Source organism: Ruegeria sp. A5 (assembly GCF_056543005.1).
In genome coordinates this window covers 123,366-147,758 of sequence record NZ_JBQGAV010000007.1, presented here as the reverse complement: position 1 = coordinate 147,758, position 24,393 = coordinate 123,366, and the positions used below count along the sequence as shown (strand labels likewise).

Sequence of the window (24,393 nt, the reverse complement as noted above, 5' to 3'; positions counted from 1 at the left end):
ACCTCGGGGATGAATTGGCCGCAGGCCAAGAAGGGGCTGGCCCCTTCCACACCATCGCAACAAAAAAACCCCCGTCACCGTGATGGCGCGGGGGTTTAGTTTTTAGTTATACGTCGACCTTAGTCCAGACGTTTGCCCTTTATCGGTGCCCACAGGCGCTTGTTCACAAGGTACAGCAGGACAGACAGAACTGTTAGGAACAGAACGCCGACAAAACCGGCATTCTTGCGCTCCATCATCTTTGGTTCGGCGGTCCACATCAGGAACGCTGAAACGTCTTCAGACATTGCCTCAACCGTAGCTGGATGTCCGTCTGCAAATTCAACCTGATCTTCCGACAGCGGTGGAGCCATGGAAATCCAACCGCCGGGGAAGGCCTTGTTCTCATAGAGAATAGTACCGGCCTCTTCTTTTTCTTCACCGGTATAGCCATCCAGAAGCGAGGCAATGTACTCCGCGCCACCCATACCTTTGACCAGCTGGTTGATGCCCAGACCGTAAGGACCATGGAAACCGGCGCGGGCCTTCGCCATCAGGCTCAGGTCAGGCGCACCGACACCGGTATTGGCCGGGAAGTGGTCGGTCGGGATTGCCGGGCGGAAATCGTCCAGCTCGGGATCGAACACCTCGAAGTTGTCGGCCGCGTAGGTGATGACCTGCTCTTCCGAGTACCCCAGATCTTCAAGGGTCCGAAGTGGCACATATTGCAGACCATGGCAGGCCGCGCAGACCTCGGTATAGATCTGCAGGCCGCGCTGGAGCTGGTTCTGATCCCAGGTTCCGAAGGGGCCTTCAAACGAGAAGTGGAAGTCTTCGATGTGCTGCTCACCGCCACCTGCCGCAAAGGTCGAGGCGGGCGCAAGGGCCAGAGCGAACGCGGCACCGATTGCAAGTTTCTTGAACATGTTTCCGGTCCCTCTTCTTACTCGGCCGGCGTGGCTTCGGCGTCAGCCTTGCCATAATGCGCGTTGAAGTCTTCTTCGATGGTTTCCGGCTGCGCCTCAGGCTTTTCAATGACACCCAGGATCGGCAGGATTACGAAGAAATAGGCGAACCAGTAGGCGGACGCGATCAGCGAGAAGGTCGCATAGGGCTCTTCCGCAGGCATCGCACCCAGCCACATCAGGGCAAAGAAGTCGATGACCAGCAGATAGAACCACCATTTGAACATCGGGCGATACTTGCCCGAACGCACGGTCGAGGTGTCCAGCCAGGGCGCCAGTGCCATCGCCAGGATCGCACCGAACATCGCCAGAACACCAAAGAACTTGGCGTCGATGATGCCACCGGTGATGAAGCTGGCGAATTGCACAACCCAGACCTCACCGGTGAAAGCCCGCAGGATCGCGTAGAACGGCAGGAAGTACCATTCAGGAACGATATGCGCAGGTGTAACCAGCGGGTTGGCTTCGATGTAGTTATCCGGGTGGCCCAGATAGTTCGGCATGTAGCCCACGATGGCCCAGAACACGACCAGAATGACTGCCAGAGCGAACAGATCCTTGATCACGAAGTAGGGCCAGAACGGCAGAGTGTCTTTCTCGGCCTCGGCTTTAGAACCGCGACGAACCTCAACACCCGTGGGGTTGTTGTTGCCGGTGGTGTGGAAGGCCCAGATATGCACGATCACCAGCGCTGCAATGACAAACGGCAGCAGGTAGTGCAGCGAGAAGAAGCGGTTCAGCGTGGCGTTATCCACCGCAGGTCCGCCCAGCAGCCAGGTCTGGATCGCCTCACCCACAAACGGGATCGCGCCAAACAGGCCGGTGATCACGGTCGCACCCCAGAAAGACATCTGACCCCAGGGCAGAACGTAGCCCATGAAGGCGGTGCCCATCATCATCAGGTAAATCAGCATCCCGATGATCCACGTGATCTCACGCGGGGCTTTGTACGAGCCGTAGAACAGGCCGCGGAAGATGTGGATGTAGACCGCGACAAAGAACAGCGACGCGCCATTCATGTGCAGATACCGCAGCATATAGCCGCCGTTCACGTTGCGCATGATGTGTTCGATGCTGGCAAAGGCCAGATCAACATGCGGGGTGTAGTGCATCACCAGAACGATACCGGTGACAATCTGCAGCGCCAGGCAGAACGCCAGGACGATGCCCCAGATCCACCACCAGTTCAGGTTCTTGGGGGTCGGGATCATCAGGGTGTCATAAAGCAGGCCGACGATGGGCAGACGGCTGTTCAGCCACTTCTCGCCATTTGTCTTCGGCTCGTAATGATCGTGGGGAATTCCGGACATAAGTTGGGTCTCCCTTAGCCGAGCTTGATGGTGGTGGCGTCTACCCATTCAACGGGCGGAATGGGCAGGTTTTCAGGCGCGGGGCCTTTCCGAATACGACCGGCAAGGTCGTAGTGCGAGCCGTGGCAGGGGCAGAACCAGCCGCCAAAGTCGCCCGCATCGCCCAGAGGCACACAACCCAGGTGGGTGCAAACGCCCATTTGAACGATCCATGCGCCCGGTGCTTCGCCTTCAGGTGAGGGCATGACACGGTTTGCGTCAGTTGCTGGCGCATCAGGGTTCAGGTTGAAGTTGCGGGCCAGCGGATCGGGCAGAGCGTCTACGCCTTCTGCATCCTGTTCCTGCGCTTCCTGAATTTCGGCGCCTGTGCGGTGACGAATGAAAACCGGCTTACCCAGCCATTTCACGGTCAACTGCGTGCCCGGCTCAACCCCGCTCACGTCCTGACGGATCGAGGACAATGCCTGGACGTCTGCCGATGGGTTCATTTGATTTACCAGGGGCCAAACGGCAGCCCCGGTGGCAACGACACCTGCGCCGCCAGCGACGTAGTAGAGGAAATCTCTGCGGGTGCCTTCGTGGTCTTCAGCTTGGGACACGAGGTTATCTCCGATTATCTGGCGCCCGCGAACGGGCATAAAGCTCGCGCACCGCACAAGTGCGGCGTCATAAACGGGGTATCTATCGGGGAGAATAGAGTTCGTCCAGCGCTCTTAAACGCGCAATACGCCGCATCTAAGCATTCATGTCACGGTGAAAGGGCAAAATTTCAATCTCAAATGCAGATTTTGACCCTCAGAGCGGCGAATTGGCGCCAGGCAGGTGGGACGTGATTCGGCATCGACCCGCGCTAGTAGATCCCTGAACAGAAATCTTCTCATCCTATGGGAACGCCGCCGATTTCACGTGCATCTCTACCTTAGGAACACTGTATTCCTTCTATTTAAGCGCGATACGATTTCTCTTAAATTATTAATATAAAATAGATATTTCAAACACGTGATTATCTGCCAGAATTTTATTGCACTCTATACGGGAATACGTGAAAGGCCACAGGCGCAATATTCCCAGCCGGAGATGTTCAATGCTCAAAATAGCAGCAACCGTAGTTTTTGTTTCGTTTCTGACTTCAGTACAGGCGATCGCAGCCGGCGATCCGGCGAAAGGCGAACAGCTCTATAACAGATGCTCTTCGTGCCATGCGATCATCAAAAATGGCGAGGTTCTGGTCAAAGGCGGCATCACCGGGCCGAATCTCTTTGGCGTAGTTGGCCGCACCGCTGGAACTGAGAACGATTATCTTTATGGAAGTGAACGTTTGCCCATCGGGATGTTCACCGACGACATGATCCGCGCCGGGCAAGAAGGGCTTGTGTGGACTGAAGAAAACATCGCCGCCTATTCTCGGGATCCGATCGGGTTCATCAAGGAATATCTGGATGATGACACCGCCCGCCCGAACATGAGCGTCAAGCTGAAAAAAGGCGCAGATGACATCGCTGCTTATCTCGCCACATTCAGCGCTCAATGAATGGAAGGCGAGAACGCGTGCCTCAGGCCTTGCGCATCAACGAGGCCAAGCGCGCCACCTCGCTGCCAAGTCCTGCTGAGTGCACGTGATCAGCCGCGCGATGTCGCGCCTCATCGGGTTTGTTCTGATTCAGCTTCCAAGTGCCGTCGACATCCGAGATCATGAGTCGGCAGGGAACGATCATGCGCATCATTCTATCCAGCGCGTCTGGTGTCATCTTAGACGCCAACCATGGCGGCTTTGGCAGCAGGCGATTTTCAAAGTCTGCCGCCTGCCGGTCGAGCAGATTTCGCAGCTCGTCCGTTGGCCGCATCTCAAGCACACCAGTCAGATGCACCGCTACATAGTTCCAGGTCGGCACTTGATCATCGACTTCGTACCAGTCAGGCGAGATATACCCATCCGGCCCTAACACAGCGATCTTCGCAGGTTGCGGCTGTTTCAGCGCCCTAACAATCGGATTTGACCGGACCAGATGCAGGTCAGCCGATGAAGCATCCTCGTTCAGAAGAAAGGGAACGTGGCTTAACAACGGTGCATCCGATGTCGACACCGCCAGAACACCAAAGGCGCGGTCACGCGCAAACTCGATGTGACGCTCGCGCGTCTCGGCGCGAAAGGTGGGATTGGGATGCATATTCGTCCTCCTGCCAATTTCTCTTGCAGAAGCGATATCTCCTTGGCAAGGTCCCACTCGTTCTCAGGGCGGGGCGAAATTCCCCACCGGCGGTATGCGGGCATGACCCGTAAGCCCGCGAGCGGCCCCGGTCTCCGGGGTGTCAGCAGATCTGGTGAGAAGCCAGAGCCGACGGTTACAGTCCGGATGAAAGAGAACGTGCAGCACGCCGGTAATGCGGTGTGCCTGCTCGTGATCGCCTTGGGTGACGTGTCTGTTACGAAAGGAGATCATGATGACACACACCCGCTATGCTTTTGTCAAAGCCAACTGGCATTCAGATATCGTGGATCGCGCGCTGGATGGGTTTCTCGAACTGATTTCAGCCGATCAGGTTGATGTCTTCGACGTTCCGGGCGCTTTCGAGATGCCCCTGCTGGCCCGTGACCTGGCGCAAACGGGGCGCTACGCCGCCGTAGCCTGCGCTGCCTTTGTAGTGGATGGCGGCATCTACCGGCATGACTTCGTCGCACAAGCGGTTGTCGATGGCTTGATGCGGGCCGGGCTCGATTCAGGTGTTCCGGTCCTGTCGGTCTCGCTGACACCGCATCAGTATCAGGAAACGGATCACCACAACGCCATCTATCGCGCGCATTTCATCGAAAAAGGGCGCGAGGCAGCTCATGCAGCGCTCAAGATCAACGCAACCCGCGCCATGGTGGCTCAAGCCGCCTGATTTATTCCAATCGCGCCGCCCACAGGGCGGCGCTTGCTTCTCTGCAAATGCAAATCCGCTTGAGGACCAAGGCACTCCCCGCTAATCACGTCGCTCAAAGGAGCATGCCCCATGTCGATGAACAGTTTTGGCCACCTCTTCCGCGTTACCACCTGGGGTGAAAGCCACGGGCCCGCCTTGGGGGCCACGGTCGACGGCTGCCCCCCGGGCGTTGAGATTAATGAAGCGATGATCCAGCACTGGCTGGATAAGCGCAAACCGGGTCAGAACAAATTCACCACCCAACGGCGTGAGCCCGATCAGGTGAAGATCCTATCTGGCGTATTCGAAGGCCAGACAACCGGTACACCTGTGCAGCTGATAATCGAGAACACCGATCAACGCTCAAAAGACTACGGCGACATCATGGACAAGTTCCGTCCGGGACACGCCGACATCACATACTGGCAGAAGTACGGGATCCGTGACTATCGCGGCGGCGGGCGCAGTTCGGCGAGGGAAACGGCATCACGTGTGGCGGCCGGAGGACTCGCGCGTGAGGCTATCAAACAGATCGCTCCGAATGTTCAAATCACCGGTTATATGACCCAGATCGGTCCGCACAAGATCGACCGTGCCAATTTCGACTGGTCGCAGATCGAACAGAATCCATTCTGGACGCCCGACGCCAAAGCAGCCGAAGATTGGGCCGCTTATCTGGACGACCTGCGCAAATCCGGCAACTCGGTCGGCGCAGTGGTCGAAGTGGTCGCGCGCGGCGTTCCGGCGGGGCTCGGCGCGCCGGTTTATGCCAAGTTAGACACTGATCTGGCTGCAGCCATGATGTCGATAAACGCCGTTAAAGGGGTCGAAATCGGTGAAGGCATGGCCGCCGCCGAACTGACCGGCGAGGCCAATGCTGACGAGATATTCATGGGACAGGACGGCCCTCAATACAGCTCGAACCACGCTGGCGGTATTCTGGGCGGCATTTCGACCGGCCAGGATCTTGTGGTGCGCTTTGCGGTCAAGCCGACCTCGTCCATTCTGACCACCCGCAAGACCATCACCAAATCCGGCGAAGAGACCGAGATCATTACCAAAGGCCGCCACGACCCCTGCGTCGGCATCCGCGCCGTTCCGGTAGGTGAGGCAATGATGGCTTGCGTGATCCTTGATCACCTGCTCCTGCACCGTGGTCAAATCGGCGAGAACCGTGGACAGATTGGCTGATCTGCGCGCTTCGCTGCGCGCTGTCGTCAGGCAACGGATGCAGACGGATCCGGCGCATGATCTGGCGCACCTGGATCGGGTTTGGGTTAATGCGCAGGCGATTGCGGATGATGAAACCAACCCGCGTGTCTTGCTGGCGGCGTGTTATCTGCATGATCTGATCAACCTGTCAAAAGATGATCCGGATCGGCATCTGGCCTCGATGCGATCCGCCGCTGAATCAGAGCCTATTCTTGAAGAATTCGGCTATTCCACCACTGAAATTGGAGCCGTGCAGCACGCGATTGCCGCCCATAGCTTTTCGGCTAACATCCAGCCCGAAACACCCGAAGCGCGAATATTACGGGATGCCGATCGTCTGGATGCGTTGGGTGCTATCGGTATCGCCCGCAACTTTTCAGTATCGGGCGCCCTGGGACGCACCCTTTATGACCCGTCAGATCCGTTTGCCGAAAACCGTTTGCCGAATGACCTGATTTTTTCAATCGATCACTGGCAAATAAAATTGCTGCGCTTACCCAATGATATGCTGACGGAAAAAGGCAGGGCCATCGCGCAGGACCGAGCCGCGCGGATGATTAGGTTTCTAAAGGACCTGTCAGAGGAAATTGGAGCTCAGCTTCCACTAGACTGGTCCAATCTCTGATACGTCAACTTTGGCCAGTTGATCTTTCCGCCTCAAAGGCGCAGGTTCGCGACCATGGCGAAATCCTTAACATCACATCGTCCGGCATTGGCCGTGGCGCTCAAGCTCAGTGCGCTCGTGCTGTTCACGACGATGTCTGCATTGGTCAAGGCTTTGTCAGATGATTTCCCGCCGGGAGAGATGGTGTTTTTCCGCTCGCTTTTCGCGATTCCGGTTATCATCGCCTGGCTTGTCTGGCGAGGAGAGCTGGTGCACGGCTTTGTCGTCAAGAAGCCGATGGGCCATTTCTGGCGCGGGGTTCTGGGAACCTCGGCCATGGGGCTGACCTTTACTGGTCTTAGCCTGTTGCCGCTGCCCGAGGTAACCGCCATCGGATATGCAACCCCGATCTTCACGCTGATTCTGGCTGCAATCATGTTGGGCGAGCGGATACGAATGATTCGTATCGGGGCCGTCGCGCTTGGCCTTGTCGGCGTTCTGATCATGATCTGGCCCCGGCTGGGTTCAGGCACTGCCGAAACCGCCGCAACAATAGGTGCGCTTTGCGTGCTGGCTGCAACCGTTGCCCGTGCCTTTGTGCAGATACATATTCGACAACTGGTACAGGTGGATCATCCCGCCGCAATCGTGTTCTATTTCTCTCTCACAGCGACCTTGCTTTCGGGTCTCACAGTGTTTTGGGGCTGGGTTATCCCGACATGGGAGCAAGCCGCATTGCTGGTGACAATCGGCCTGATCGGCGGAGTGGCGCAGATTCTGGTGACCTCGTCCTACAAGTTTGGACAAGCGTCAATGCTGGCACCTTATGACTACACCACAATGCTGTTCGCCATTGTCATTGGTTATTTCTGGTTCGATGAGTTGCCAACCCTGGTGATGCTGGGCGGCGCGGCGTTGGTGATTGCAGGCAACGTCGTGGTGATCCTGCGTGAACGACAACTTGGCCTTGATCGGACCAAAGCGCGATCAGCAACGGATCCCAAAGCCTGACTTTACCTTTCGCAATCTTTCCCTAGTTTGGGTCGCGATACACCTATGAGGTTTCCCGATGAGCGACGCACAGAACCACAAAGAAAAGATGCAAGAGGTGCAAGCCAAGCACCGCAAGAAAGTCTCGGAAGCGGTCGATCCCGGCCGGGGACTGGTGCTGATCAATACAGGTAAGGGCAAGGGAAAATCCTCGGCTGCATTTGGCGTGGTGATCCGGGCATTGGGCTGGGGCCAGAAAGTGGCTGTGGTTCAGTTCATCAAGGGCAAGTGGAAAACCGGTGAGCGCAGGTTCTTTGAGGAACGCGACCTGGTCACCTGGCACACGATGGGCGAAGGGTTTACCTGGGATACGCAGGACCGCGAGCGCGACATCGCGGCAGCGACTTCGGCCTTCAACAAGGCCTGTGATCTGATGAAAAGCGGCGACTACGATCTGGTTGTCCTCGACGAGATCAATATCGCCCTGCGCTACGAATACCTTTCAGTAGACACTGTTATTGAAGGGCTTCAGACCCGATCAGACAAAACCAGTGTGTTCCTGACTGGCCGGGATGCCCCGCAAGCCCTCAGGGACTATGCGGATCTGGTAACCGAGATGACCGAAGAAAAACACCCGTTCCAAGCCGGCATCAAAGCCCAACGTGGTGTGGATTTCTAGGCCCGCGCACCACCCTCATTCAGCGCGCGCATCGAATCGCGCCTGACTGCGTACATCGTTGCGGCTGAGCGTTCTTCGAGCGCCCGGCAGCGCTCGGCGTTGCAGGTCTTGTGATCGAGATAGGCCGCGACTTCTGAGGTTAGCGCGTCGCAATCACACGATGCACAGCAGGGATCGGCCATCAGTTCTTCAAATCGATCACGCAATCGCGGGCTCCTTTGGTCGTTCCCGGGGCGATGGCGGGCTTTCACATCTGCTTTTGCTGAGCCCACAGATCGCCCCGGAACCAGTTGCTTGATGGTGTCATCTGGCGTTGCGCTATATCTGATGGTTTTTGTCGGAAAATTCAAGCCTGAAAATCTGATGCAACAGGGGCGACCCATTGGGCAAATTTGGCCTTATTAGTGTCTAAAACAAAAAAAGGCCATCCGGATGCCCGCATGGCCCAGCTGATCGCTACGGTTCTGACTCACTTCAAACAATAGCGCTCTGTTCGGGCGCGCTGAGCGAGATCACCACAACGACTGCGGCCCCGTTCACCCAGTAGAACAACGCATCAAGCCCAGAAAATCCAAACAGGCTGGGCGCAAACAGGAACGTGACGCCGACAAGCAGATCAACAGCCAAGTGGAACTTGTATGGCAGAACCCGCCAAATCCCAAGGTGATGGTCTGTCAGAACGGTCAGTACGAATGCTGCAATGCCGGTCACAACGGACAGCCAGAGTGCCAGCGGGTTGGACTGGCCCAGCCCCAGTACAAAAGGCAAAACCATCAGCGCAATCGCAACCGGGTAGTCAAGATAGGCATGGACAGAGCGGGTGACAAAACGCAGGGACATGTGAACTTCCTTTCTTCAATCAGTGATGATCAAAGATTAGGGGCGCGTGATTGAACGCAACATCTCAGTTCGTTTTGCATTTATTGCAGATCGTTCGATTGATCTGTACGATTAGTGCATCGCACGGTACGCGGCGGGCGACAGTCCGACCTGCTTCTTGAACACGCGTGAAAACGCAGCCTCGGACGCGTATCCCACTTCTGCTGCGGCATCCGCAACGTTCCAGCGATTTTCGGTCAACCCATGGCACGCGATCTGCATCCGCCAGTCCGTCAGGTACTGCATCGGGGTAGTCCCCATCTTTTGTGAGAAAAGCTGCGCAAATGCGGTGCGTGACATTGCTGCTTCTCGCGCGAGCATCGCAACGCTCCACTCCTGCGCCGGAGACTGGTGAAATGCTGTCAGCGCCCGCGAGATGCGCGGATCGGCAAATCCGGCAAGCGCGGCATCATGAGGACTTTGATGTTCAAGGTATGCCCGGATCGCTTGCGCAAACAGCACTTCGGACAGTTTCAGCGCGATCAGGTCACCGCCGATACGAGCACCGGACACTTCAGATCCGATCATACGCAATGTCGCCTCGATCCAGGCACCCGCTTCTTCACCGTAATTCTCGATCAGTATAAAAGGTGGCAACCGGTCGATCAGCATATGACCGGTTCCGTTTCGCCCGGCTGGCCCGGTGAATGAGAAATGTCCGCAAATCAGTTGCGTATCGCGCTCGTCTTCCTCACCGCCATAAACCAGGACACCATCGCCTTTGTAGCCTGACAGCTCTAACACCCGCTCAAGGGGCAAGGCATCATAGGGTTTGACTTCATTACACAGCAGCGCATGCGGCGCACCGTGGGGAATAAGAATCAGATCACCCTGCCGCAACCGCAAGGTCTCGCCGGTTGTTGGCAGGTGCACCTTCAATTCACCGCGTTGCACAAAGTGAAACCGGGCCACGTTCTCGAAGCCCGGCACCTGTATCCCAAACGGCGGAGTAAAGGATGTGCGGAAATAAAATGTGCCACGCAGAGACAGGCGTGTAAGGATATCGCTGAGAAGATCTAACATGAGCCAACGATACGGCTTGGCCCGGCAGCGTCCATACCTTCGAACGATCTGCATGCATATTTGCATGATCTGCAATCAAAACCCCCGCCTGAGCGGGGGTTCAATACGGTGTTAACTTACGCGCGGACCAATTTCTCGTAATCTTCGGCGATTTCGCGGGTCAGATCGCCAACCTCGAAGGTATAATCGCCGATCTGCCCGACAGGTGTAACCTCGGCTGCAGTGCCAGTCAGCCAGCATTGCTCGAAATCGGCCATCTCCTCGGGACGGATCCGACGTTCATGAACAGTGATGCCCTTGTCTTTCAGCATCTGGATCACCGTCTGACGAGTGATGCCGTTGAGGAAGCAATCGGCCAGCGGGGTGTGCACTTCGCCATCCTTAACGAAGAAGACATTTGCCCCCGTCGCCTCGGCGACATTGCCATTATAATCCATGAACAAAGCGTCCGAGCAGCCTTTGGCCTCAGCTTTGTGTTTGGAAATGGTGCAGATCATGTAAAGACCTGCTGCCTTGGCATGGACTGGAATGGTTTCCGGACTGGGTCGTTTCCACTCGGCGATGTCCAACTTGGCGCCTTGCATCTTAGCGTCACCGTAATAGGCACCCCAAGGCCAAACAGCGATGGCCATCCGAACCGGATTCTTGGCGGACGCCACACCCATATCCTCGCCCGAGCCACGCCAGACCAGCGCACGTATATACGCATCTTGAAGACCACTGGCTTTGAGCGCTTCTTCCTTGGCGGCCTCGATCTCATCGACCGAGTATGGCATCGGCATATCCAGCGCCTCTGCCGACGCGATCAGGCGTTCGGAATGCTCGCGGCTTTTGAAGATCTTGCCGTTGTAAGCGCGCTCACCCTCGAACACCGAAGACGCATAATGCATCGCGTGGGACAGGATGTGCACATTGGCCTCACGCCAGGGCACCAATTCGCCATCCATCCAGATGACACCGTCGCGATCGTCATATCCAGCCATGCGAAACCTCCTGAAGCGGTCGATATTTCCGAATGTTGCGCCGCTTAGGTCCGTATCGGACACAATGTTGCGCAAAAACTGCGATTCGATACCTGCGCGCTCTTGGAATGTCAATAAGGCTGACATAAAGTCAGGTTATATTGCGAATGAGGCCCAACATGACCGACATCCGTCCCGCCCCGGTCTTTGGCGGAGAAAGCCTGTTGTTTCTGACAGATGAACAACTGAGGCAGGGCATCGAGGCCATGTTTTTTGCCTATCGAGGTTTTACCGCTGATCCTGATCGCATCCTGACTGAATTGGCCTATGGTCGGGCGCATCACCGGGCCATCCACTTTATCAACCGAGCGCCGGGAACGACGGTGAACAATCTGCTGGCCATATTGGGTGTCACGAAGCAATCGCTGAATCGCGTCTTGCGCAGCCTGATTGAAGATGGGTTGGTCGAAAGCCGGGTCGGAACAGTGGACAAACGCGAACGCCACCTATTTCTGACGGATAAAGGAAAGGCACTCGAGGCCAAACTATCTGACGCCCAGCGCGCCCGGATGCGTGCGGCCTACAAAGATGCGGGCCCCGAAGCGGTGGCCGGGTTTCGCAAAGTGCTTGAAGCGATGATGGATGCTGATATGCGTCGTGCATATACGAAACTGCGGGATACGACTTCATGAGCGAAATGGACGCCCATCTTCTGATCGTCGACGATGACGAGCGTATTCGTGATTTGCTCAAGAAATTCCTGATGCGCAGCGGTTTTCTTGTAACCGCGGCGCGGGATGCAGCGCACGCACGGCGGGTTTTGTCGGGGCTCGATTTCGACTTGATTGTACTGGATGTGATGATGCCCGGCGAAGACGGCGTTAGCCTGACCCGATCCCTGCGCGACACCCATTCCACCCCGATCCTGCTTTTGACGGCCAAGGGCGAGACCGAGCATCGGATTGCCGGGCTTGAGGCGGGCGCGGATGACTATCTGGCCAAGCCATTCGAGCCGAAAGAGTTGCTGCTGAGGATCAACGCCATTCTGCGTCGGATGCCAGAGACATCTGCACAGGACACGGCGGCGAAGATTCTACATCTTGGGCCCATTCGCTATGATATCGAACGCGGTGAGATGTGGCAGGGCGAAGACCCGGTGCGCCTAACCGCGACCGAAAGCCAGTTGATGAAAATATTCTCGGCTCAACCCGGCGAACCGATCAGCCGAGCCAAGCTGGTCGAAGATCTGGGGCGTGACAAAGGTCAGGCACAGGAGCGCGCTGTGGACGTACAGATCACCCGCTTGCGTCGGAAGCTTGAGCAAGATCCGAAGCAACCCCGGTATCTGCAGACCGTACGGGGTGCAGGGTATATGTTGGCACCGGATTGATTTTGCCGCTGCGCGGCGATCTTAAGCCTTCGGCGAAGGTATTTTTAGCCAGATGAAGATGGGATCCTGATGAAAACCGCCCTATTGACCCATGCAGATTGTTTGCACCATGTGACACCTGAGGGACATCCGGAACGGGTTGCGCGGTTGGAGCATATCCTGCATGCGCTTGAGGGGCTGGATCTTCAGCGTGTGACGGCGCCGTTGGCGGCGGATGATGATCTGCTAAGGGTGCATCCGCAGAACCATATCAGCGATATTCTCGACCATAGGCCCCCGGATGGGTTCAAGCAGATTGATGGGGATACGTTCATGTCTCCGGGATCTGTTGATGCGGCCTATCGTGCGGCGGGCGCGGTGGTGCGGGCCGTTGATTTGGTACTGACCGGCGAAGCGCCGAACGCGTTTTGCGCTATTCGGCCTCCGGGGCATCATGCCGAGACCGAGACGGCCATGGGGTTCTGTCTGTTTGGGAATGCCGCGCTGGCTGCAAAGCACGCGTTGGATCATCACGGGTTGAACCGCGTGGCAGTGGTGGATTTCGACGTGCATCATGGCAATGGCACGCAAGACCTGCTGTGGGATGAGAAACGCGCTTTGGTGATTACCAGCCAGCAGATGCCCTTGTGGCCGGGCTCGGGCCGCCCGGATGAGACCGGTGCTTATGAGACCGTTTTGAACATACCATTGGCTCCGGGCACGGGTGGGGCCGAGATGCGGGGAGCCTATGAGGCGCAAGCCTTTCCGCGTCTGCGGGCGTTCAGGCCGGAACTGATCATTATATCCGCTGGGTTTGATGCGCATCAGGATGATCCGTTGGCCAATCTCAATTGGTCCACGGGCGATTTCGCCTGGATCACGGCGGAGCTGTGCAAGATTGCCGATGAAGTGTGTGATGGCCGTATCGTCTCGACTCTGGAAGGCGGTTATGATCTGAACGCATTGGCCGAGGCGACACGCGCCCATGTGGAAGAACTGATAAAGGCAGCACGATGACCGATACCCCAGTTGAACAGATGACGTTCGAACAAGCGATGAAAGAGCTTGAGGCCGTGGTTGGCCAGTTGGAACGTGGTGATGTGGCGCTGGATCAATCGATTGCGCTGTACGAACGTGGCGCCGCATTGAAGAAGCGCTGCGAGGATGAGTTGAAGCGTGCTGAGGAAAAAGTGGCCGCGATCACTCTGGACGCAGATGGCCAGCCAACCGGGACGACGCCTGTCGAAGGTCAGTAAATGTTTCGTGAAAAGCTGGCACAGGATGCCGCGCTGATTCAGAGCCATTTCGATCTGGTTCTGAGCGCGTTGGATGATCTGGATGTGACACGGGCCATGGCCTATGCCACCGTGGGCGGCAAGCGTCTGCGAGGGTTTCTGGTATTGGAAAGCGCGCGGTTGCTTGGCGTCGATACAGCTCGGGCAATCTGGCCAGCGACAGGTATCGAAGCGCTGCATGCATACTCTCTGGTCCATGACGACCTGCCTTGCATGGATGATGACGACCTGAGGCGTGGACGCCCGACGGTGCACGTGAAATGGGATGAGGGCACCGCCGTTCTGGCCGGGGATGCGCTGCAGACACTTGCGTTTGAGCTTTGCGCTCGACCAGAGGTTGGAAACGCTGAAATACGCGCTGAACTGGCTCTAACGCTGGCAAAAGCGAGCGGCGCACAGGGTATGGTTCTGGGTCAGGCGCTGGATATCGCCGCTGAGACGGCGGCGGAGCCGCTGACACTGGATGAGATTACACATCTGCAAGCGGGCAAGACCGGTGCGTTGATCGAATGGTCCGCCTGCGCGGGTGCGCGATTGGCGCAGGCCGATCCCACCCCCTTGCGCCAATATGCCCAGGCGCTTGGGCTTGCCTTTCAGATCGCGGATGACATTTTGGATGTCGAAGGAGATGCCGAAAAGGCCGGAAAGCGGCTGCAGAAAGACGCCGAGGCGGGCAAAGCGACCTTTGTCTCGCTACTGGGTCTGGACGCCGCCAGATCCCGTGCAATTGAGCTTGTGGATCAGGCTTGTGCTGCGCTGGACGAACATGGCCCCGCTGCAGAAACCTTGAAGCAGGCTGCCCGCTTCGTTATTGCCCGGGACAGCTAAGCCAGGAACGCCAAATGTCTGACCGCCCAAATACGCCCTTGTTGGACCTTGTGAGCCGCCCAGCAGATCTGAAGCAGTTTTCAGATGCGCAGTTGCATCAGGTCGCACATGAGTTGCGGGCCGAGACTATTTCGGCAGTGTCGGTGACCGGAGGGCATCTGGGCGCGGGTCTGGGTGTCGTCGAGCTGACCACGGCGCTGCACGCGGTATTCGACACGCCACGAGACAAGATCATCTGGGACGTAGGTCACCAGTGTTATCCGCACAAGATTCTGACAGAACGCCGGGACCGAATTCGCACCCTTCGCACAAAAGACGGCCTGAGCGGATTCACCAAGCGCAGTGAAAGCGCCTATGATCCATTCGGCGCTGCACATTCCAGTACCTCGATCAGTGCCGCGTTAGGCTTTGCTGTCGCGCGTGATCTGGGCGGCGTTACGCCTGAAGGGCTGGGCGATGCGATCGCTGTGATCGGCGATGGCTCTATGTCCGCCGGCATGGCCTTTGAGGCGATGAACAACGCAGGCCACCTGAAGAAACGCTTGATCGTAATTCTCAATGACAATGAGATGAGCATTGCACCGCCGGTGGGTGCCCTATCGAACTATCTATCGCGCATCTATGCCGAAGAACCGTTTCACGATCTGAAAGCTGCTGCCAAAGGTGCGGTGTCGTTGCTGCCGGAACCCTTCCGCGAAGGGGCAAAGCGCGCCAAGGATATGCTGAAAGGCATGGCTATGGGTGGGACGCTATTTGAAGAGCTCGGCTTTTCCTATCTTGGCCCGATCGACGGGCATGATCTGGACCAGTTGCTGCCGGTTCTGCGTGCGGTCAAGGCGAAGGCAAGCGGACCGATCCTGATCCATGTGCTGACCAAGAAAGGCAAGGGGTATGCCCCCGCCGAACAGGCCCGCGACAAGGGTCACGCGACCGCCAAGTTCGATGTGGTGACGGGCGAGCAGAAAAAGGCGCCTTCGAACGCGCCTTCCTATACCTCGGTCTTTGGCAAGACGCTGGTCGATGAAGCAGCGCGGGATGACAAGATCGTCGCGGTTACAGCCGCGATGCCGGACGGTACCGGGCTGAACCTGTTTGCCGAGCGCTATCCGTCGCGCTGTTTCGACGTTGCGATTGCCGAACAGCATGGCGTGACCTTCTCGGCTGCGCTGGCCGCCGGGGGCATGAAACCATTCTGTGCGATGTATTCGACATTCCTGCAGCGTGGCTATGATCAGGTTGTGCATGATGTGGCGATCCAACGCCTGCCGGTGCGATTTGCCATCGACCGTGCGGGTCTGGTTGGGGCAGACGGTGCGACCCATGCGGGGTCGTTTGATATTGCTTACATGGCCAACCTTCCGGGTATGGTTGTCATGGCGGCTGCAGATGAGGCCGAATTGATGCACATGGTCGCCACTGCGGTGGCACATGACGATGGCCCGATCGCTTTCCGGTATCCTCGCGGCGAAGGAGCGGGCGTTGATCTGCCCGAGCGCGGAGAAGTATTGGAGATCGGCAAGGGCCGGTTGATCCAGAAAGGTGCCCGGGTGGCGCTGCTGTCTTTCGGTACGCGGCTGGCCGAGGTGCAGAAAGCAGCAGAGGCGCTATCGGCGCGCGGGATCAAGCCCACCATCGCCGATGCACGCTTTGCCAAACCGCTGGATCGGGACCTGATCCTTGATCTGGCTGCCAATCACGAGGCACTGATCTCCATCGAGGAAGGGGCCATCGGCGGCTTTGGCAGCCATGTTGCACAATTGCTTGCGGATGAGGGCGTGTTTGACGAAGGGTTGAAGTATCGCTCGATGGTGCTGCCGGATATCTTCATCGATCAGGCGAGCCCGGCGGATATGTACGCCGTCGCAGGAATGAACGCAGAACAGATCGAGGCAAAGGTTCTCTCGGTTCTTGGCGTTGCTACAATCGGTGAGAAACGCGCCTGATATTCGGGTGTTGCCGCCCCTGGATGCTGAAAAAATAAGCAGTTCAAAAATGATCTAGGTCAATTCCTTACACGCTGTGCTACGCTAACACCCGAGTCAGGCAGGCCAACCCCTGTCGATCACTCAAAGGTCGCGAGCGAATGAACAAGCTAGCCAGCCGACGCGCATTCCTGAAAGGGAAAGTGCTGCGCGAGGATACATCAGCCATCCACCCACCGGGTGCGGTGACCGAGTTTCTTGAGCTTTGCACTCAATGCGACGAATGCCGCGAGGCCTGCCCTAAAGATATCATCCGTTTCGACGCGCAAGGCTGGCCTGTTGTGCAATTGGACGCAGGCCCCTGCACTTTTTGCGGTGATTGCGCCAATGCTTGCCCGACCGGGGCGCTGAATCCTGAACACGTGGCTGATTGGCCTTGGCGCGCTGCGGTGTCGGCCTCTTGCCTGTCGATGAATGGTGTCAGCTGTCGGGTTTGTCAGGATGTCTGCGACCACAACGCGATCCGCTTTCGGCTGCAAACCGGTGGTCGTGCTGAACCCCAACTCGACACCGATATTTGCACCGGCTGTGGCGCTTGTGCCAGCGCCTGTCCTGCCGGTTCTGTCAGCTTTGAACGCCACACCCCGCCCACTCAGGAGGTAGCCTTATGAATATCTGTGGATGCCTCGTCCATGTAGCCCCCGAAACCACGCAGAGTGCACAGGCCGCGATTGCAAGTACAAACGGGGCAGAAGTTCACGCGGCATCCGAGGATGGCCGCATTGTTGTTGTGGTCGAGGATACGCCGGAAAAAATGGCGTCCGAGACGATCATGGATCTGCACCAGATCCCGGGTGTGATCTCTCTGACCCTGACCTACCATCATTTCGAAGACCTCGCGGAGACCCGTCCGCACCTTAACGCTTCTCGCCAGATCTAAAGCCGGAGACCCATGTCATGACCATCTCTGAATCCCGCCGGACCTTCTTGAAATCAACCGCCGCCGCTGCGACAGCATCAGCCGCAGGACTTCCCCTTGCGACCGGACAAGCCAGCGCTCAGGTCGGCAACCCTGATATCCGTTGGGACAAAGCCGCCTGCCGGTTCTGCGGCACCGGATGCTCGGTTCTGGTTGGCACCAAAGACGGGCGCGTGGTCGCTACCCAAGGCGACCCGGATGCGCCGGTGAACCGCGGTCTGAACTGTATCAAGGGCTATTTCCTGTCCAAGATCATGTACGGCAAAGACCGCCTGACCACGCCGATGCTGCGCAAAACCAACGGCGAATATGACAAGAACGGTGAGTTCGAGCCCGTCAGCTGGGACGAAGCCTTCGACGTCATGGCTGCCAAGTGGAAAGAGGCATTGGCCAAGAAAGGCCCGACCAGCGTTGGCATGTTCGGTTCGGGCCAGTGGACCGTTTGGGAGGGCTACGCTGCTGCCAAGATGATGAAAGCCGGTTTCCGATCCAACAACATCGACCCCAACGCGCGCCATTGTATGGCCTCGGCGGTTGTCGGCTTCATGCGCACCTTCGGCATTGATGAACCAATGGGCTGCTATGACGATTTCGAGCACGCAGACACATTCGTGCTCTGGGGCTCGAACATGGCCGAGATGCACCCGATTCTGTGGTCACGCCTGACCGACACGCGTCTGACCAAACCGGGATCCGAAGTGCATGTACTGTCGACCTATGAACACCGCTCGTTCGAGTTGGCCGACAATGGAATGGTCTTTGCGCCGCAGACCGATCTGGCGATCCTGAACTATATCGCCAACTACATTATCCAGAACGGCGCGGTGAACGAAGAGTTCGTCAACAAACACGTCAACATCACCAAGACCGCCACCGATATTGGCTATGGACTGCGCGATAACAACCCGCTGCAGGAAGAGGCAGAGAATCCAAACTCTGGCAAGATGGAGCCGATCAGCTTCGAAGAATATGCCGAAGCGGTATCGGAATACACGCTGGAATACACATCGGAACTCTCCGGTGTTCCTGCCGCTCAGCTTGAGCGTCTGGCCCAGCAATATGCCGACCCCAACCGCAAAGTGATGAGCCTGTGGACCATGGGCTTCAATCAGCATACTCGCGGATCGTGGGTGAACTCGCTGATGTACAATGTGCACCTGCTGGTGGGTAAGATTTCCGAACCCGGAAACTCGCCCTTCTCGCTCACCGGTCAACCTTCGGCCTGTGGTACGGCACGTGAGGTCGGAACCTTCGCTCACCGTCTGCCGGCTGATATGGTTGTGGCAAACGATAAACACCGCGAGATTTGCGAGACCGCGTGGAAAATTCCTGCGGGCACCATCCCACCCAAACCCGGATTCCACGCCGTTTTGCAGCACCGCAAGCTGAAGGACGGCGATCTGAATGCCTATTGGGTGCAGTGCACCAACAACATGCAGGCCGCGCCCAATATCAACGAAGAAGGCTATCCCGGCTATCGCAACCCGGAGAACTTCATTGCCGTCTCCGATCCCTATCCTACTGTAACAGCCCTGTCGGCTGACCTGATCTTGCCTACCGCCATGTGGGTCGAGAAGGAAGGCGCCTATGGCAACGCCGAGCGTCGCACCCAATTCTGGCGGCAACAGGTCAAAGCTCCCGGCGAAGCGAAATCCGATCTGTGGCAGTTGATGGAGTTCTCCAAACGCTTCACCGTTGAAGAGGTTTGGGGCGAGGAACTGCTGGCGACCATGCCAGAACATCGTGGTAAGACCATGTATGACGTGCTGTTCGCCAATGGCACGATCGACAAGTTCCCGCTGTCAGAGACCGCAGAAGGATTCGACAACGACGAGTCCGAGCACTTTGGCTACTACGTGCAAAAGGGCCTGTTCGAGGAATATGCCGAGTTTGGGCGCGGCCACGCGCACGATCTGGCCCCATTCGAAACCTACCACCAGGCGCGTGGCCTGCGCTGGCCAGTCGTGGATGGTAAGGAAACACTGTACCGCTTCCGAGAAGGCTATGATCCGTATGTGCCTGAAGGCGAAGACGTGAAATTCTATGGCCATAAGGACGGCAAGGCCAAGATCATCTTCGCGCCATACGAACCCGCCCCCGAGGTACCGGATGAGGAATTCAACCTGTGGCTCTGCACCGGGCGTGTGCTGGAACATTGGCATTCAGGTTCGATGACCCGCCGCGTGCCCGAATTGCACCGCTCCTATCCCGCCGCCGTTGTCTACATGCACCCGGATGATGCGCGCGAGCGTGGTCTGCGGCGCGGACAGGAGATCGTTCTGTCTACCCGCCGCGGCGAGGTCAACAGCCGTGTCGAAACCCGAGGCCGGAACAAAGTACCGCGTGGTCTGGTGTTCATGCCGTGGTTCGACGAAGGCCAGCTAACCAACAAGCTGACGCTAGACGCAACCTGCCCGCTGTCGAAAGAGACCGACTTCAAGAAATGCGCCTGTAAGGTCGAGCGCGCGTAAAAGGCTGGCAAGGCAAAGGTCGTCCCCATGTCTCGTGTTGGCACACCCCTTTCGCCGCAGCGGCGCCGGTTCCTGCAGGACTCGGCGCGCGCAGCGGGTGGCTGCGTCGCAGCAGGGTCCTTGCTGGCCTGGCTGGCGCGGGACGCACGGGCGTTGCCGGCCGAGGCGTTGCGGCCCCCCGGAGCCTTGCCGGAAAAAGACTTCCTGTCGGCCTGCATCCGCTGTGGATTGTGCGTGCGGGACTGTCCCTATGACACGCTGAAACTGGCGGAACTGGGTGTAGATGCGGTTGCCACTGGAACACCGTATTTCACCGCCCGTGATGTTCCCTGCGAGATGTGCGACGACATCCCCTGCGTCGCGGCCTGCCCGACCGGTGCACTGGACCCCGGGCTGGACAATATCGACGACGCCAAAATGGGTGTGGCCGTTCTGGTCGATCAGGAAAATTGCCTGAACTTCCACGGCCTGCGCTGCGACGTCTGCTATCGCGTATGCCCCGTCATCGACGAGGCAATCACGCTGGAGACCGAGCACAACGCCCGCTCAGGCAGCCACGCGATCTTCATTCCGACCGTTCACGCCGATCATTGCACCGGCTGCGGCGTTTGCGAGAAAAGCTGCGTTCTTCCTGAAGCCGCAATTAAGGTTTTGCCCGCCCGACTGGCCCGGGGCAGCAGCGCCGACCATTACCGCAAGGGCTGGGAAGAGAAAGAAGCCAAAGGCGCGCCCGTCGTCGAAGGTATCATCGATTTGCCTGATCGCCTGCCGGGACCGGGCACCGATAACCTTGTCGCACCGGGCAGGTTTGAGCCCAGCTTCAAATTGCCGGAGGTCACTCAATGACCGTCCGCACAAACATGCCGCTGGGGCATGAAGCTATCGCCGCCAAAGGTTGGCTGAGTGCCCATAAATACCTGCTGCTGCGCCGCGCCAGCCAAGTGTTCTTCCTGGTTCTGTTCCTGTTGGGCCCGTGGTTCGGCATCTGGATCGTGCAGGGCACTCTGGCCGGGTCGCTGACCCTAGGCGTACTGCCCCTGACCGATCCGTTCGTCTTGCTGCAAAGTCTGATCGCAGGGCACTGGCCCGAGCTGACCGCCGCCATTGGTGCCGTCATCGTTCTGGCGACCTACGCGTTGGTCGGAGGCCGCGTCTATTGCTCGTGGGTCTGCCCGATCAACCCTGTAACCGACAGCGCCCACTGGCTGCACCGCAATCTGGGCCTGCAAAAAGGCTGGCAACCCAAACGCGTCACACGGCTGTGGATCATGGCCACCGTGCTGATCGTCTCAGGCCTGACCGGAGCCATCGCTTGGGAGCTGGTCAACCCGATCACCATGCTGCATCGCGGGTTGGTCTTTGGCATGGGCTTCGTCTGGGCCATGGTCGCCGCGATCTTCCTGTTCGACCTGCTGGTCTCGCGCCACGGATGGTGTGGACATGTCTGCCCGGTGGGCGCGTTCTACGGATTGATCGGCACCAAAGCAATGCTGCGGGTCAGCGCCGCCAACCGCTCCGCCTGCGATGACTGCATGGACTGCTACGCGGTCTGCCCGGAAAACCACGTGATCTCTCCGGCTCTGAAAGGCAAAGATACCCCGCTGATCCTGTCGCCCGACTGCACCAATTGCGGTCGCTGCATCGATATCTGTGCCGAAGACGTTTTCAAATTCACCCATCGGTTCGACGCCCTGACCGTCGCACCACCGGAACCAACCGCCGCGCCTCAGCCGCGCGCCTCAAGACCTTTTTGAAGGAGTGAGAAGATGAAAAAGTCGATCCTAGTGGGCCTTGCCCTGATCCCGCCGCTGCTCCTCGGTGGCCTGGCCCTTGCACAATCTGCCGGGGTCAACAGCCTGCGAGGTGTCGAAGTGGATGAACCCGCCATTGTGGATCAGGTGCATCGCACAGTCGAAGGCCGTATGCAGCGCAACTATCGCCAGCAGCCACCGCTGATCCCGCACTCGATCGAACAGTACCAGATCGACCTGCGTACCAATCAGTGTCTGTCGTGCCACGACTGGACCAAAGCCGGTGAACGCAATGCGCCAACGCTGTCGATGACACACTATCTGGACCGCGAAGGCCGCGAGTTGGATCAGATCGCCGGAACACGGTACTTCTGCAACCAGTGTCACGTGCCGCAAGCTGATGCGCTGCCGCTGGTCGATAACACTTTTGAACCTTCCTCCGGAAACTGAACTCAGGTCGAAAAGGAGAGCGCGACATGTCCGACTCCCAAGAAAAACAAGGGCTCATCCGGCGCCTCTGGACCTGGTTCTGGAGCCCGATCGCCGTCCTCAGCGTTGGTTTCACTCTGTTGGCCGGGTTCCTGGCGGGCATCCTGTTCTGGGGTGGTTTCCACTGGGCGCTGGAGCTGACCAACACGGAAGAATTCTGCGTATCCTGTCACACGATGGAAACCAATCTGGGCGAGTATCGAGAAACGGTCCACTACAACAACGATTCCGGCGTACGGGCCATCTGTTCCGATTGCCACGTCCCGGACGAGTGGAACCACAAGATCAAAGCCAAGATCATGGCTGTGAAGGATGTTTATCACGAGCTGGCCGGCACGATCAGCACGCCAGAGAAATATGAAGACCATCGTCTCGCCATGGCGTCCGCCGTGTGGAAGAAGATGAAGGAATCCGACAGCCGCGAATGCCGCAACTGTCACAATTTCGACTATATGGACTTCACCCTTCAGGAAACCCGCGCCGCCAGCGAACACCAGCGCGCCCTCGACACCGGCATGACCTGTATCGACTGCCATCAGGGTATCGCGCACAGCCTGCCACCCAACTATCTGGAAACGTATGAGAAGATTGCGAAAGAGGTAGACGGTGAGGTTCTGCAGGAACACGCAGCCGCATCAGGGGACGACATCCGCGCGTTCCTGAACAAAAGCTCGGAACAAGGTGGGGACTGAGATGTTAGAGATACTTGGAACCATCGGCGGCAACGTACTGGGTCTGCCCGGCATTCTGGGTCTGGCACTGGGAATGATGACGCGCCAATACTGGTTGGGCGCACTGATGGGTGGATTGGTTGGCCTGATCGCGCCTCTGCTCTTTGCCGGTTGGCAGATTTCCCACGTTGGAACGATAGCGCTGCTGATCGCAATTATCGTTGGTCTCTGCGCCGGAAGTCTGGGCACCGCCATTCGCCGCAAGGGCGCAACCGTCTGAAGTGGTTGGTCGGGCCCGGCGGCAATTCCGGGGTCACCGCCCCCAGTTTTCCGCCGGATCGCTTTCCGCATAGTCCCGCAAAAGCGCGATATCCGAGATTTCGGCGTGGTTGCGGTTGATCTTCACACCCACCGCCTTGAGCCGCGAAAACGCCCGGCTCAGGCTTTCCGGCTTCATCCCCAGACGGCCTGCGATGAGCATCTTATCGTAGGGCAGCAAAACCTCGCATCCGCCTTTGTCGCTGTCGCAGAGATTCAACAAAAACTCGGCCACGCGTTGCGCTCCGGTCTGAGCCTTGAGTTGCTCTAGCTGCGCCACCAACGAGTGAAGATGGGTAAAGGTCGCGGCCAGAATAGAAATACCGATCTCAGGGTCCTCTCTCATCAATGAGATCAGGATCGGACTGGGGATATGCATGACATCACAGGCCGATACGGCCTCGGCGGATACAGGATAGGGAACGTTACGCAGAGCTACGGCCTCACCAAAGCTGTCACCACGTTTGAAGACGCTCACGACGGCTTCGGCCCCGGTGGGGGTCATGCGGAACAGCTTGACCCAACCCTCAAGCACGACGTGGATGGCCTGCGCTTTTTCCTCCTGCAGGAATATTGTCTCACCACGGTCATACTGACGCCAGATCGCGTGGCTCAGCAGTGTTTCCACATGCTGTTCCGGTAAACTGCGCAGCAGCAGCGACTGACGTGCGATCGCTTTTTGTGCTTCGTGAGACAAGAGAATACCCCCGTTATTTCCTGCCGGCGCATGGGCGCGGTCGGTCCATCCCTGTTCCACGCTATGCCAGAGCCGGCAGTTGTGCACCATAGTTTT

Annotated in this window: 29 protein-coding genes and 1 riboswitch; of the genes, 20 read left to right on the top strand and 9 right to left on the bottom strand. The window is 57.9% G+C overall.

The window, feature by feature from the left end; all coding sequences use genetic code 11:
* Window positions 1-119: 119 nt before the first annotated feature.
* The 3 genes from ACR0AY_RS16010 to petA are packed head-to-tail and all read right to left on the bottom strand — an operon-like array spanning window position 120 to window position 2,853.
* Window positions 120-905, bottom strand: a complete 786-nt coding sequence (locus ACR0AY_RS16010) for a cytochrome c1 (RefSeq protein ID WP_170514470.1) — start codon at window positions 903-905, stop codon at window positions 120-122.
* Between the two features lie 17 nt (window positions 906-922).
* Window positions 923-2,254, bottom strand: coding sequence for a cytochrome b (gene petB, locus ACR0AY_RS16005; RefSeq protein WP_170514468.1), 1,332 nt, complete (start codon window positions 2,252-2,254; stop codon window positions 923-925).
* A gap of 14 nt (window positions 2,255-2,268) precedes the next feature.
* Entirely contained in the window at window positions 2,269-2,853 is a 585-nt protein-coding gene (gene petA / locus ACR0AY_RS16000; protein WP_170514465.1) for a ubiquinol-cytochrome c reductase iron-sulfur subunit, read from the bottom strand.
* A gap of 485 nt (window positions 2,854-3,338) precedes the next feature.
* Here petA and ACR0AY_RS15995 point away from each other — a divergent pair, with 485 nt between their 5' ends.
* A complete protein-coding gene (locus ACR0AY_RS15995; RefSeq protein WP_170425585.1) occupies window positions 3,339-3,785 on the top strand; it encodes a c-type cytochrome in 447 nt (148 codons plus the stop codon).
* 22 nt (window positions 3,786-3,807) lie between these two features.
* Here the strand turns inward: ACR0AY_RS15995 and ACR0AY_RS15990 are convergent, their stop codons facing one another.
* Complete coding sequence (locus ACR0AY_RS15990; RefSeq protein WP_480454402.1) at window positions 3,808-4,422, bottom strand: FMN-binding negative transcriptional regulator; 615 nt, start codon at window positions 4,420-4,422, stop codon at window positions 3,808-3,810.
* A 55-nt stretch (window positions 4,423-4,477) separates the two neighbouring features.
* Window positions 4,478-4,624, top strand: a riboswitch (FMN riboswitch).
* A gap of 72 nt (window positions 4,625-4,696) precedes the next feature.
* Here ACR0AY_RS15990 and ACR0AY_RS15985 point away from each other — a divergent pair.
* The 5 genes from ACR0AY_RS15985 (at window position 4,697) to cobO (ending at window position 8,643) form a co-directional block, all read left to right on the top strand.
* Entirely contained in the window at window positions 4,697-5,137 is a 441-nt protein-coding gene (locus ACR0AY_RS15985) for a 6,7-dimethyl-8-ribityllumazine synthase (RefSeq protein WP_170408142.1), read from the top strand.
* Between the two features lie 111 nt (window positions 5,138-5,248).
* Window positions 5,249-6,349, top strand: a complete 1,101-nt coding sequence (gene aroC / locus ACR0AY_RS15980) for a chorismate synthase (RefSeq protein WP_170514458.1) — start codon at window positions 5,249-5,251, stop codon at window positions 6,347-6,349.
* Window positions 6,333-6,995, top strand: a complete 663-nt coding sequence (locus tag ACR0AY_RS15975) for an HD domain-containing protein (RefSeq protein ID WP_170514455.1) — start codon at window positions 6,333-6,335, stop codon at window positions 6,993-6,995. Before aroC ends, ACR0AY_RS15975 begins: the two co-directional genes overlap by 17 nt.
* Window positions 6,996-7,049: 54 nt before the next feature.
* Window positions 7,050-7,985: a DMT family transporter gene (locus ACR0AY_RS15970; protein ID WP_170398226.1), complete on the top strand. Its 936-nt coding sequence runs from the start codon at window positions 7,050-7,052 to the stop codon at window positions 7,983-7,985.
* A gap of 58 nt (window positions 7,986-8,043) precedes the next feature.
* Window positions 8,044-8,643: a cob(I)yrinic acid a,c-diamide adenosyltransferase gene (gene cobO, locus ACR0AY_RS15965; RefSeq protein ID WP_170398223.1), complete on the top strand. Its 600-nt coding sequence runs from the start codon at window positions 8,044-8,046 to the stop codon at window positions 8,641-8,643.
* Here the strand turns inward: cobO and ACR0AY_RS15960 are convergent.
* The 4 genes from ACR0AY_RS15960 to ACR0AY_RS15945 all read right to left on the bottom strand — a co-directional run bounded on the left by ACR0AY_RS15960 (window position 8,640) and on the right by ACR0AY_RS15945 (window position 11,528).
* Window positions 8,640-8,849 (bottom strand): hypothetical protein, encoded by a 210-nt coding sequence (locus tag ACR0AY_RS15960; protein ID WP_170398221.1) that lies wholly within the window; start codon window positions 8,847-8,849, stop codon window positions 8,640-8,642. The two genes, cobO and ACR0AY_RS15960, sit on opposite strands and share 4 nt — an antisense overlap.
* A 268-nt stretch (window positions 8,850-9,117) precedes the next feature.
* Window positions 9,118-9,483, bottom strand: a complete 366-nt coding sequence (locus tag ACR0AY_RS15955; protein WP_170398218.1) for an SPW repeat domain-containing protein — start codon at window positions 9,481-9,483, stop codon at window positions 9,118-9,120.
* Between the two features lie 111 nt (window positions 9,484-9,594).
* Window positions 9,595-10,545, bottom strand: a complete 951-nt coding sequence (locus tag ACR0AY_RS15950; RefSeq protein WP_170408132.1) for an AraC family transcriptional regulator — start codon at window positions 10,543-10,545, stop codon at window positions 9,595-9,597.
* Between the two features lie 116 nt (window positions 10,546-10,661).
* On the bottom strand, window positions 10,662-11,528 hold the full coding sequence (locus ACR0AY_RS15945) for a branched-chain amino acid aminotransferase (RefSeq protein WP_170514453.1): 867 nt from the start codon (window positions 11,526-11,528) through the stop codon (window positions 10,662-10,664).
* 158 nt (window positions 11,529-11,686) lie between these two features.
* Here ACR0AY_RS15945 and ACR0AY_RS15940 point away from each other — a divergent pair, with 158 nt between their 5' ends.
* The 14 genes from ACR0AY_RS15940 to ACR0AY_RS15875 all read left to right on the top strand — a co-directional run bounded on the left by ACR0AY_RS15940 (window position 11,687) and on the right by ACR0AY_RS15875 (window position 23,562).
* Window positions 11,687-12,199 (top strand): MarR family winged helix-turn-helix transcriptional regulator, encoded by a 513-nt coding sequence (locus ACR0AY_RS15940; protein WP_170398209.1) that lies wholly within the window; start codon window positions 11,687-11,689, stop codon window positions 12,197-12,199.
* Complete coding sequence (locus tag ACR0AY_RS15935; RefSeq protein ID WP_170514451.1) at window positions 12,196-12,897, top strand: response regulator; 702 nt, start codon at window positions 12,196-12,198, stop codon at window positions 12,895-12,897. The genes ACR0AY_RS15940 and ACR0AY_RS15935 overlap by 4 nt, the downstream gene beginning before the upstream one ends.
* Window positions 12,898-12,966: 69 nt before the next feature.
* On the top strand, window positions 12,967-13,893 hold the full coding sequence (locus ACR0AY_RS15930; RefSeq protein ID WP_170514448.1) for a histone deacetylase family protein: 927 nt from the start codon (window positions 12,967-12,969) through the stop codon (window positions 13,891-13,893).
* Complete coding sequence (locus tag ACR0AY_RS15925; protein WP_010443127.1) at window positions 13,890-14,132, top strand: exodeoxyribonuclease VII small subunit; 243 nt, start codon at window positions 13,890-13,892, stop codon at window positions 14,130-14,132. The genes ACR0AY_RS15930 and ACR0AY_RS15925 overlap by 4 nt, the downstream gene beginning before the upstream one ends.
* On the top strand, window positions 14,133-14,999 hold the full coding sequence (locus ACR0AY_RS15920; RefSeq protein ID WP_170514445.1) for a polyprenyl synthetase family protein: 867 nt from the start codon (window positions 14,133-14,135) through the stop codon (window positions 14,997-14,999). It abuts the gene before it with no gap.
* A 14-nt stretch (window positions 15,000-15,013) separates the two neighbouring features.
* Entirely contained in the window at window positions 15,014-16,942 is a 1,929-nt protein-coding gene (gene dxs / locus ACR0AY_RS15915) for a 1-deoxy-D-xylulose-5-phosphate synthase (protein ID WP_480454399.1), read from the top strand.
* A 140-nt stretch (window positions 16,943-17,082) separates the two neighbouring features.
* Entirely contained in the window at window positions 17,083-17,592 is a 510-nt protein-coding gene (gene napF / locus ACR0AY_RS15910; RefSeq protein ID WP_170514439.1) for a ferredoxin-type protein NapF, read from the top strand.
* Window positions 17,589-17,861: a chaperone NapD gene (locus tag ACR0AY_RS15905; protein WP_170513617.1), complete on the top strand. Its 273-nt coding sequence runs from the start codon at window positions 17,589-17,591 to the stop codon at window positions 17,859-17,861. Before napF ends, ACR0AY_RS15905 begins: the two co-directional genes overlap by 4 nt.
* Before the next feature lie 17 nt (window positions 17,862-17,878).
* Window positions 17,879-20,371 (top strand): nitrate reductase catalytic subunit NapA, encoded by a 2,493-nt coding sequence (napA, locus tag ACR0AY_RS15900; RefSeq protein WP_170408120.1) that lies wholly within the window; start codon window positions 17,879-17,881, stop codon window positions 20,369-20,371.
* A 27-nt stretch (window positions 20,372-20,398) separates the two neighbouring features.
* Entirely contained in the window at window positions 20,399-21,217 is an 819-nt protein-coding gene (gene napG, locus ACR0AY_RS15895; RefSeq protein WP_480454397.1) for a ferredoxin-type protein NapG, read from the top strand.
* Complete coding sequence (gene napH / locus ACR0AY_RS15890; RefSeq protein WP_170514433.1) at window positions 21,214-22,125, top strand: quinol dehydrogenase ferredoxin subunit NapH; 912 nt, start codon at window positions 21,214-21,216, stop codon at window positions 22,123-22,125. The genes napG and napH overlap by 4 nt, the downstream gene beginning before the upstream one ends.
* Before the next feature lie 12 nt (window positions 22,126-22,137).
* Complete coding sequence (locus tag ACR0AY_RS15885) at window positions 22,138-22,572, top strand: nitrate reductase cytochrome c-type subunit (RefSeq protein WP_170514430.1); 435 nt, start codon at window positions 22,138-22,140, stop codon at window positions 22,570-22,572.
* Between the two features lie 26 nt (window positions 22,573-22,598).
* The gene (locus ACR0AY_RS15880) at window positions 22,599-23,303 is read left to right on the top strand and encodes a NapC/NirT family cytochrome c (RefSeq protein ID WP_170514428.1); all 705 of its coding nucleotides are present in this window, start codon (window positions 22,599-22,601) and stop codon (window positions 23,301-23,303) included.
* Window position 23,304: 1 nt separating this feature from the next.
* The gene (locus tag ACR0AY_RS15875) at window positions 23,305-23,562 is read left to right on the top strand and encodes a hypothetical protein (protein WP_170408114.1); all 258 of its coding nucleotides are present in this window, start codon (window positions 23,305-23,307) and stop codon (window positions 23,560-23,562) included.
* Window positions 23,563-23,595: 33 nt separating this feature from the next.
* Here the strand turns inward: ACR0AY_RS15875 and ACR0AY_RS15870 are convergent, their stop codons facing one another.
* Window positions 23,596-24,297, bottom strand: a complete 702-nt coding sequence (locus ACR0AY_RS15870; protein ID WP_170398170.1) for a Crp/Fnr family transcriptional regulator — start codon at window positions 24,295-24,297, stop codon at window positions 23,596-23,598.
* Window positions 24,298-24,393 lie beyond the last annotated feature (96 nt).

What these genes read in the sequence shown, in the direction of transcription:
- dxs (WP_480454399.1), top strand. Translation starts at nt 15,014, where the DNA reads ATGTCTGACCGCCCAAATACGCCCTTGTTGGACCTTGTGAGCCGCCCA.
- ACR0AY_RS15935 (WP_170514451.1), top strand. Translation starts at nt 12,196, where the DNA reads ATGAGCGAAATGGACGCCCATCTTCTGATCGTCGACGATGACGAGCGT.
- ACR0AY_RS15985 (WP_170408142.1), top strand. Translation starts at nt 4,697, where the DNA reads ATGACACACACCCGCTATGCTTTTGTCAAAGCCAACTGGCATTCAGAT.
- ACR0AY_RS15875 (WP_170408114.1), top strand. Translation starts at nt 23,305, where the DNA reads ATGTTAGAGATACTTGGAACCATCGGCGGCAACGTACTGGGTCTGCCC.
- napF (WP_170514439.1), top strand. Translation starts at nt 17,083, where the DNA reads ATGAACAAGCTAGCCAGCCGACGCGCATTCCTGAAAGGGAAAGTGCTG.
- ACR0AY_RS15950 (WP_170408132.1), bottom strand. Translation starts at nt 10,545, where the DNA reads ATGTTAGATCTTCTCAGCGATATCCTTACACGCCTGTCTCTGCGTGGC.
- napA (WP_170408120.1), top strand. Translation starts at nt 17,879, where the DNA reads ATGACCATCTCTGAATCCCGCCGGACCTTCTTGAAATCAACCGCCGCC.
- petB (WP_170514468.1), bottom strand. Translation starts at nt 2,254, where the DNA reads ATGTCCGGAATTCCCCACGATCATTACGAGCCGAAGACAAATGGCGAG.
- ACR0AY_RS15940 (WP_170398209.1), top strand. Translation starts at nt 11,687, where the DNA reads ATGACCGACATCCGTCCCGCCCCGGTCTTTGGCGGAGAAAGCCTGTTG.
- ACR0AY_RS16010 (WP_170514470.1), bottom strand. Translation starts at nt 905, where the DNA reads ATGTTCAAGAAACTTGCAATCGGTGCCGCGTTCGCTCTGGCCCTTGCG.
- ACR0AY_RS15885 (WP_170514430.1), top strand. Translation starts at nt 22,138, where the DNA reads ATGAAAAAGTCGATCCTAGTGGGCCTTGCCCTGATCCCGCCGCTGCTC.
- ACR0AY_RS15970 (WP_170398226.1), top strand. Translation starts at nt 7,050, where the DNA reads ATGGCGAAATCCTTAACATCACATCGTCCGGCATTGGCCGTGGCGCTC.
- ACR0AY_RS15920 (WP_170514445.1), top strand. Translation starts at nt 14,133, where the DNA reads ATGTTTCGTGAAAAGCTGGCACAGGATGCCGCGCTGATTCAGAGCCAT.
- ACR0AY_RS15955 (WP_170398218.1), bottom strand. Translation starts at nt 9,483, where the DNA reads ATGTCCCTGCGTTTTGTCACCCGCTCTGTCCATGCCTATCTTGACTAC.
- ACR0AY_RS15930 (WP_170514448.1), top strand. Translation starts at nt 12,967, where the DNA reads ATGAAAACCGCCCTATTGACCCATGCAGATTGTTTGCACCATGTGACA.
- ACR0AY_RS15995 (WP_170425585.1), top strand. Translation starts at nt 3,339, where the DNA reads ATGCTCAAAATAGCAGCAACCGTAGTTTTTGTTTCGTTTCTGACTTCA.
- ACR0AY_RS15880 (WP_170514428.1), top strand. Translation starts at nt 22,599, where the DNA reads ATGTCCGACTCCCAAGAAAAACAAGGGCTCATCCGGCGCCTCTGGACC.
- napH (WP_170514433.1), top strand. Translation starts at nt 21,214, where the DNA reads ATGACCGTCCGCACAAACATGCCGCTGGGGCATGAAGCTATCGCCGCC.
- ACR0AY_RS15925 (WP_010443127.1), top strand. Translation starts at nt 13,890, where the DNA reads ATGACCGATACCCCAGTTGAACAGATGACGTTCGAACAAGCGATGAAA.
- ACR0AY_RS15905 (WP_170513617.1), top strand. Translation starts at nt 17,589, where the DNA reads ATGAATATCTGTGGATGCCTCGTCCATGTAGCCCCCGAAACCACGCAG.
- aroC (WP_170514458.1), top strand. Translation starts at nt 5,249, where the DNA reads ATGTCGATGAACAGTTTTGGCCACCTCTTCCGCGTTACCACCTGGGGT.
- ACR0AY_RS15990 (WP_480454402.1), bottom strand. Translation starts at nt 4,422, where the DNA reads ATGCATCCCAATCCCACCTTTCGCGCCGAGACGCGCGAGCGTCACATC.
- napG (WP_480454397.1), top strand. Translation starts at nt 20,399, where the DNA reads ATGTCTCGTGTTGGCACACCCCTTTCGCCGCAGCGGCGCCGGTTCCTG.
- cobO (WP_170398223.1), top strand. Translation starts at nt 8,044, where the DNA reads ATGAGCGACGCACAGAACCACAAAGAAAAGATGCAAGAGGTGCAAGCC.
- ACR0AY_RS15945 (WP_170514453.1), bottom strand. Translation starts at nt 11,528, where the DNA reads ATGGCTGGATATGACGATCGCGACGGTGTCATCTGGATGGATGGCGAA.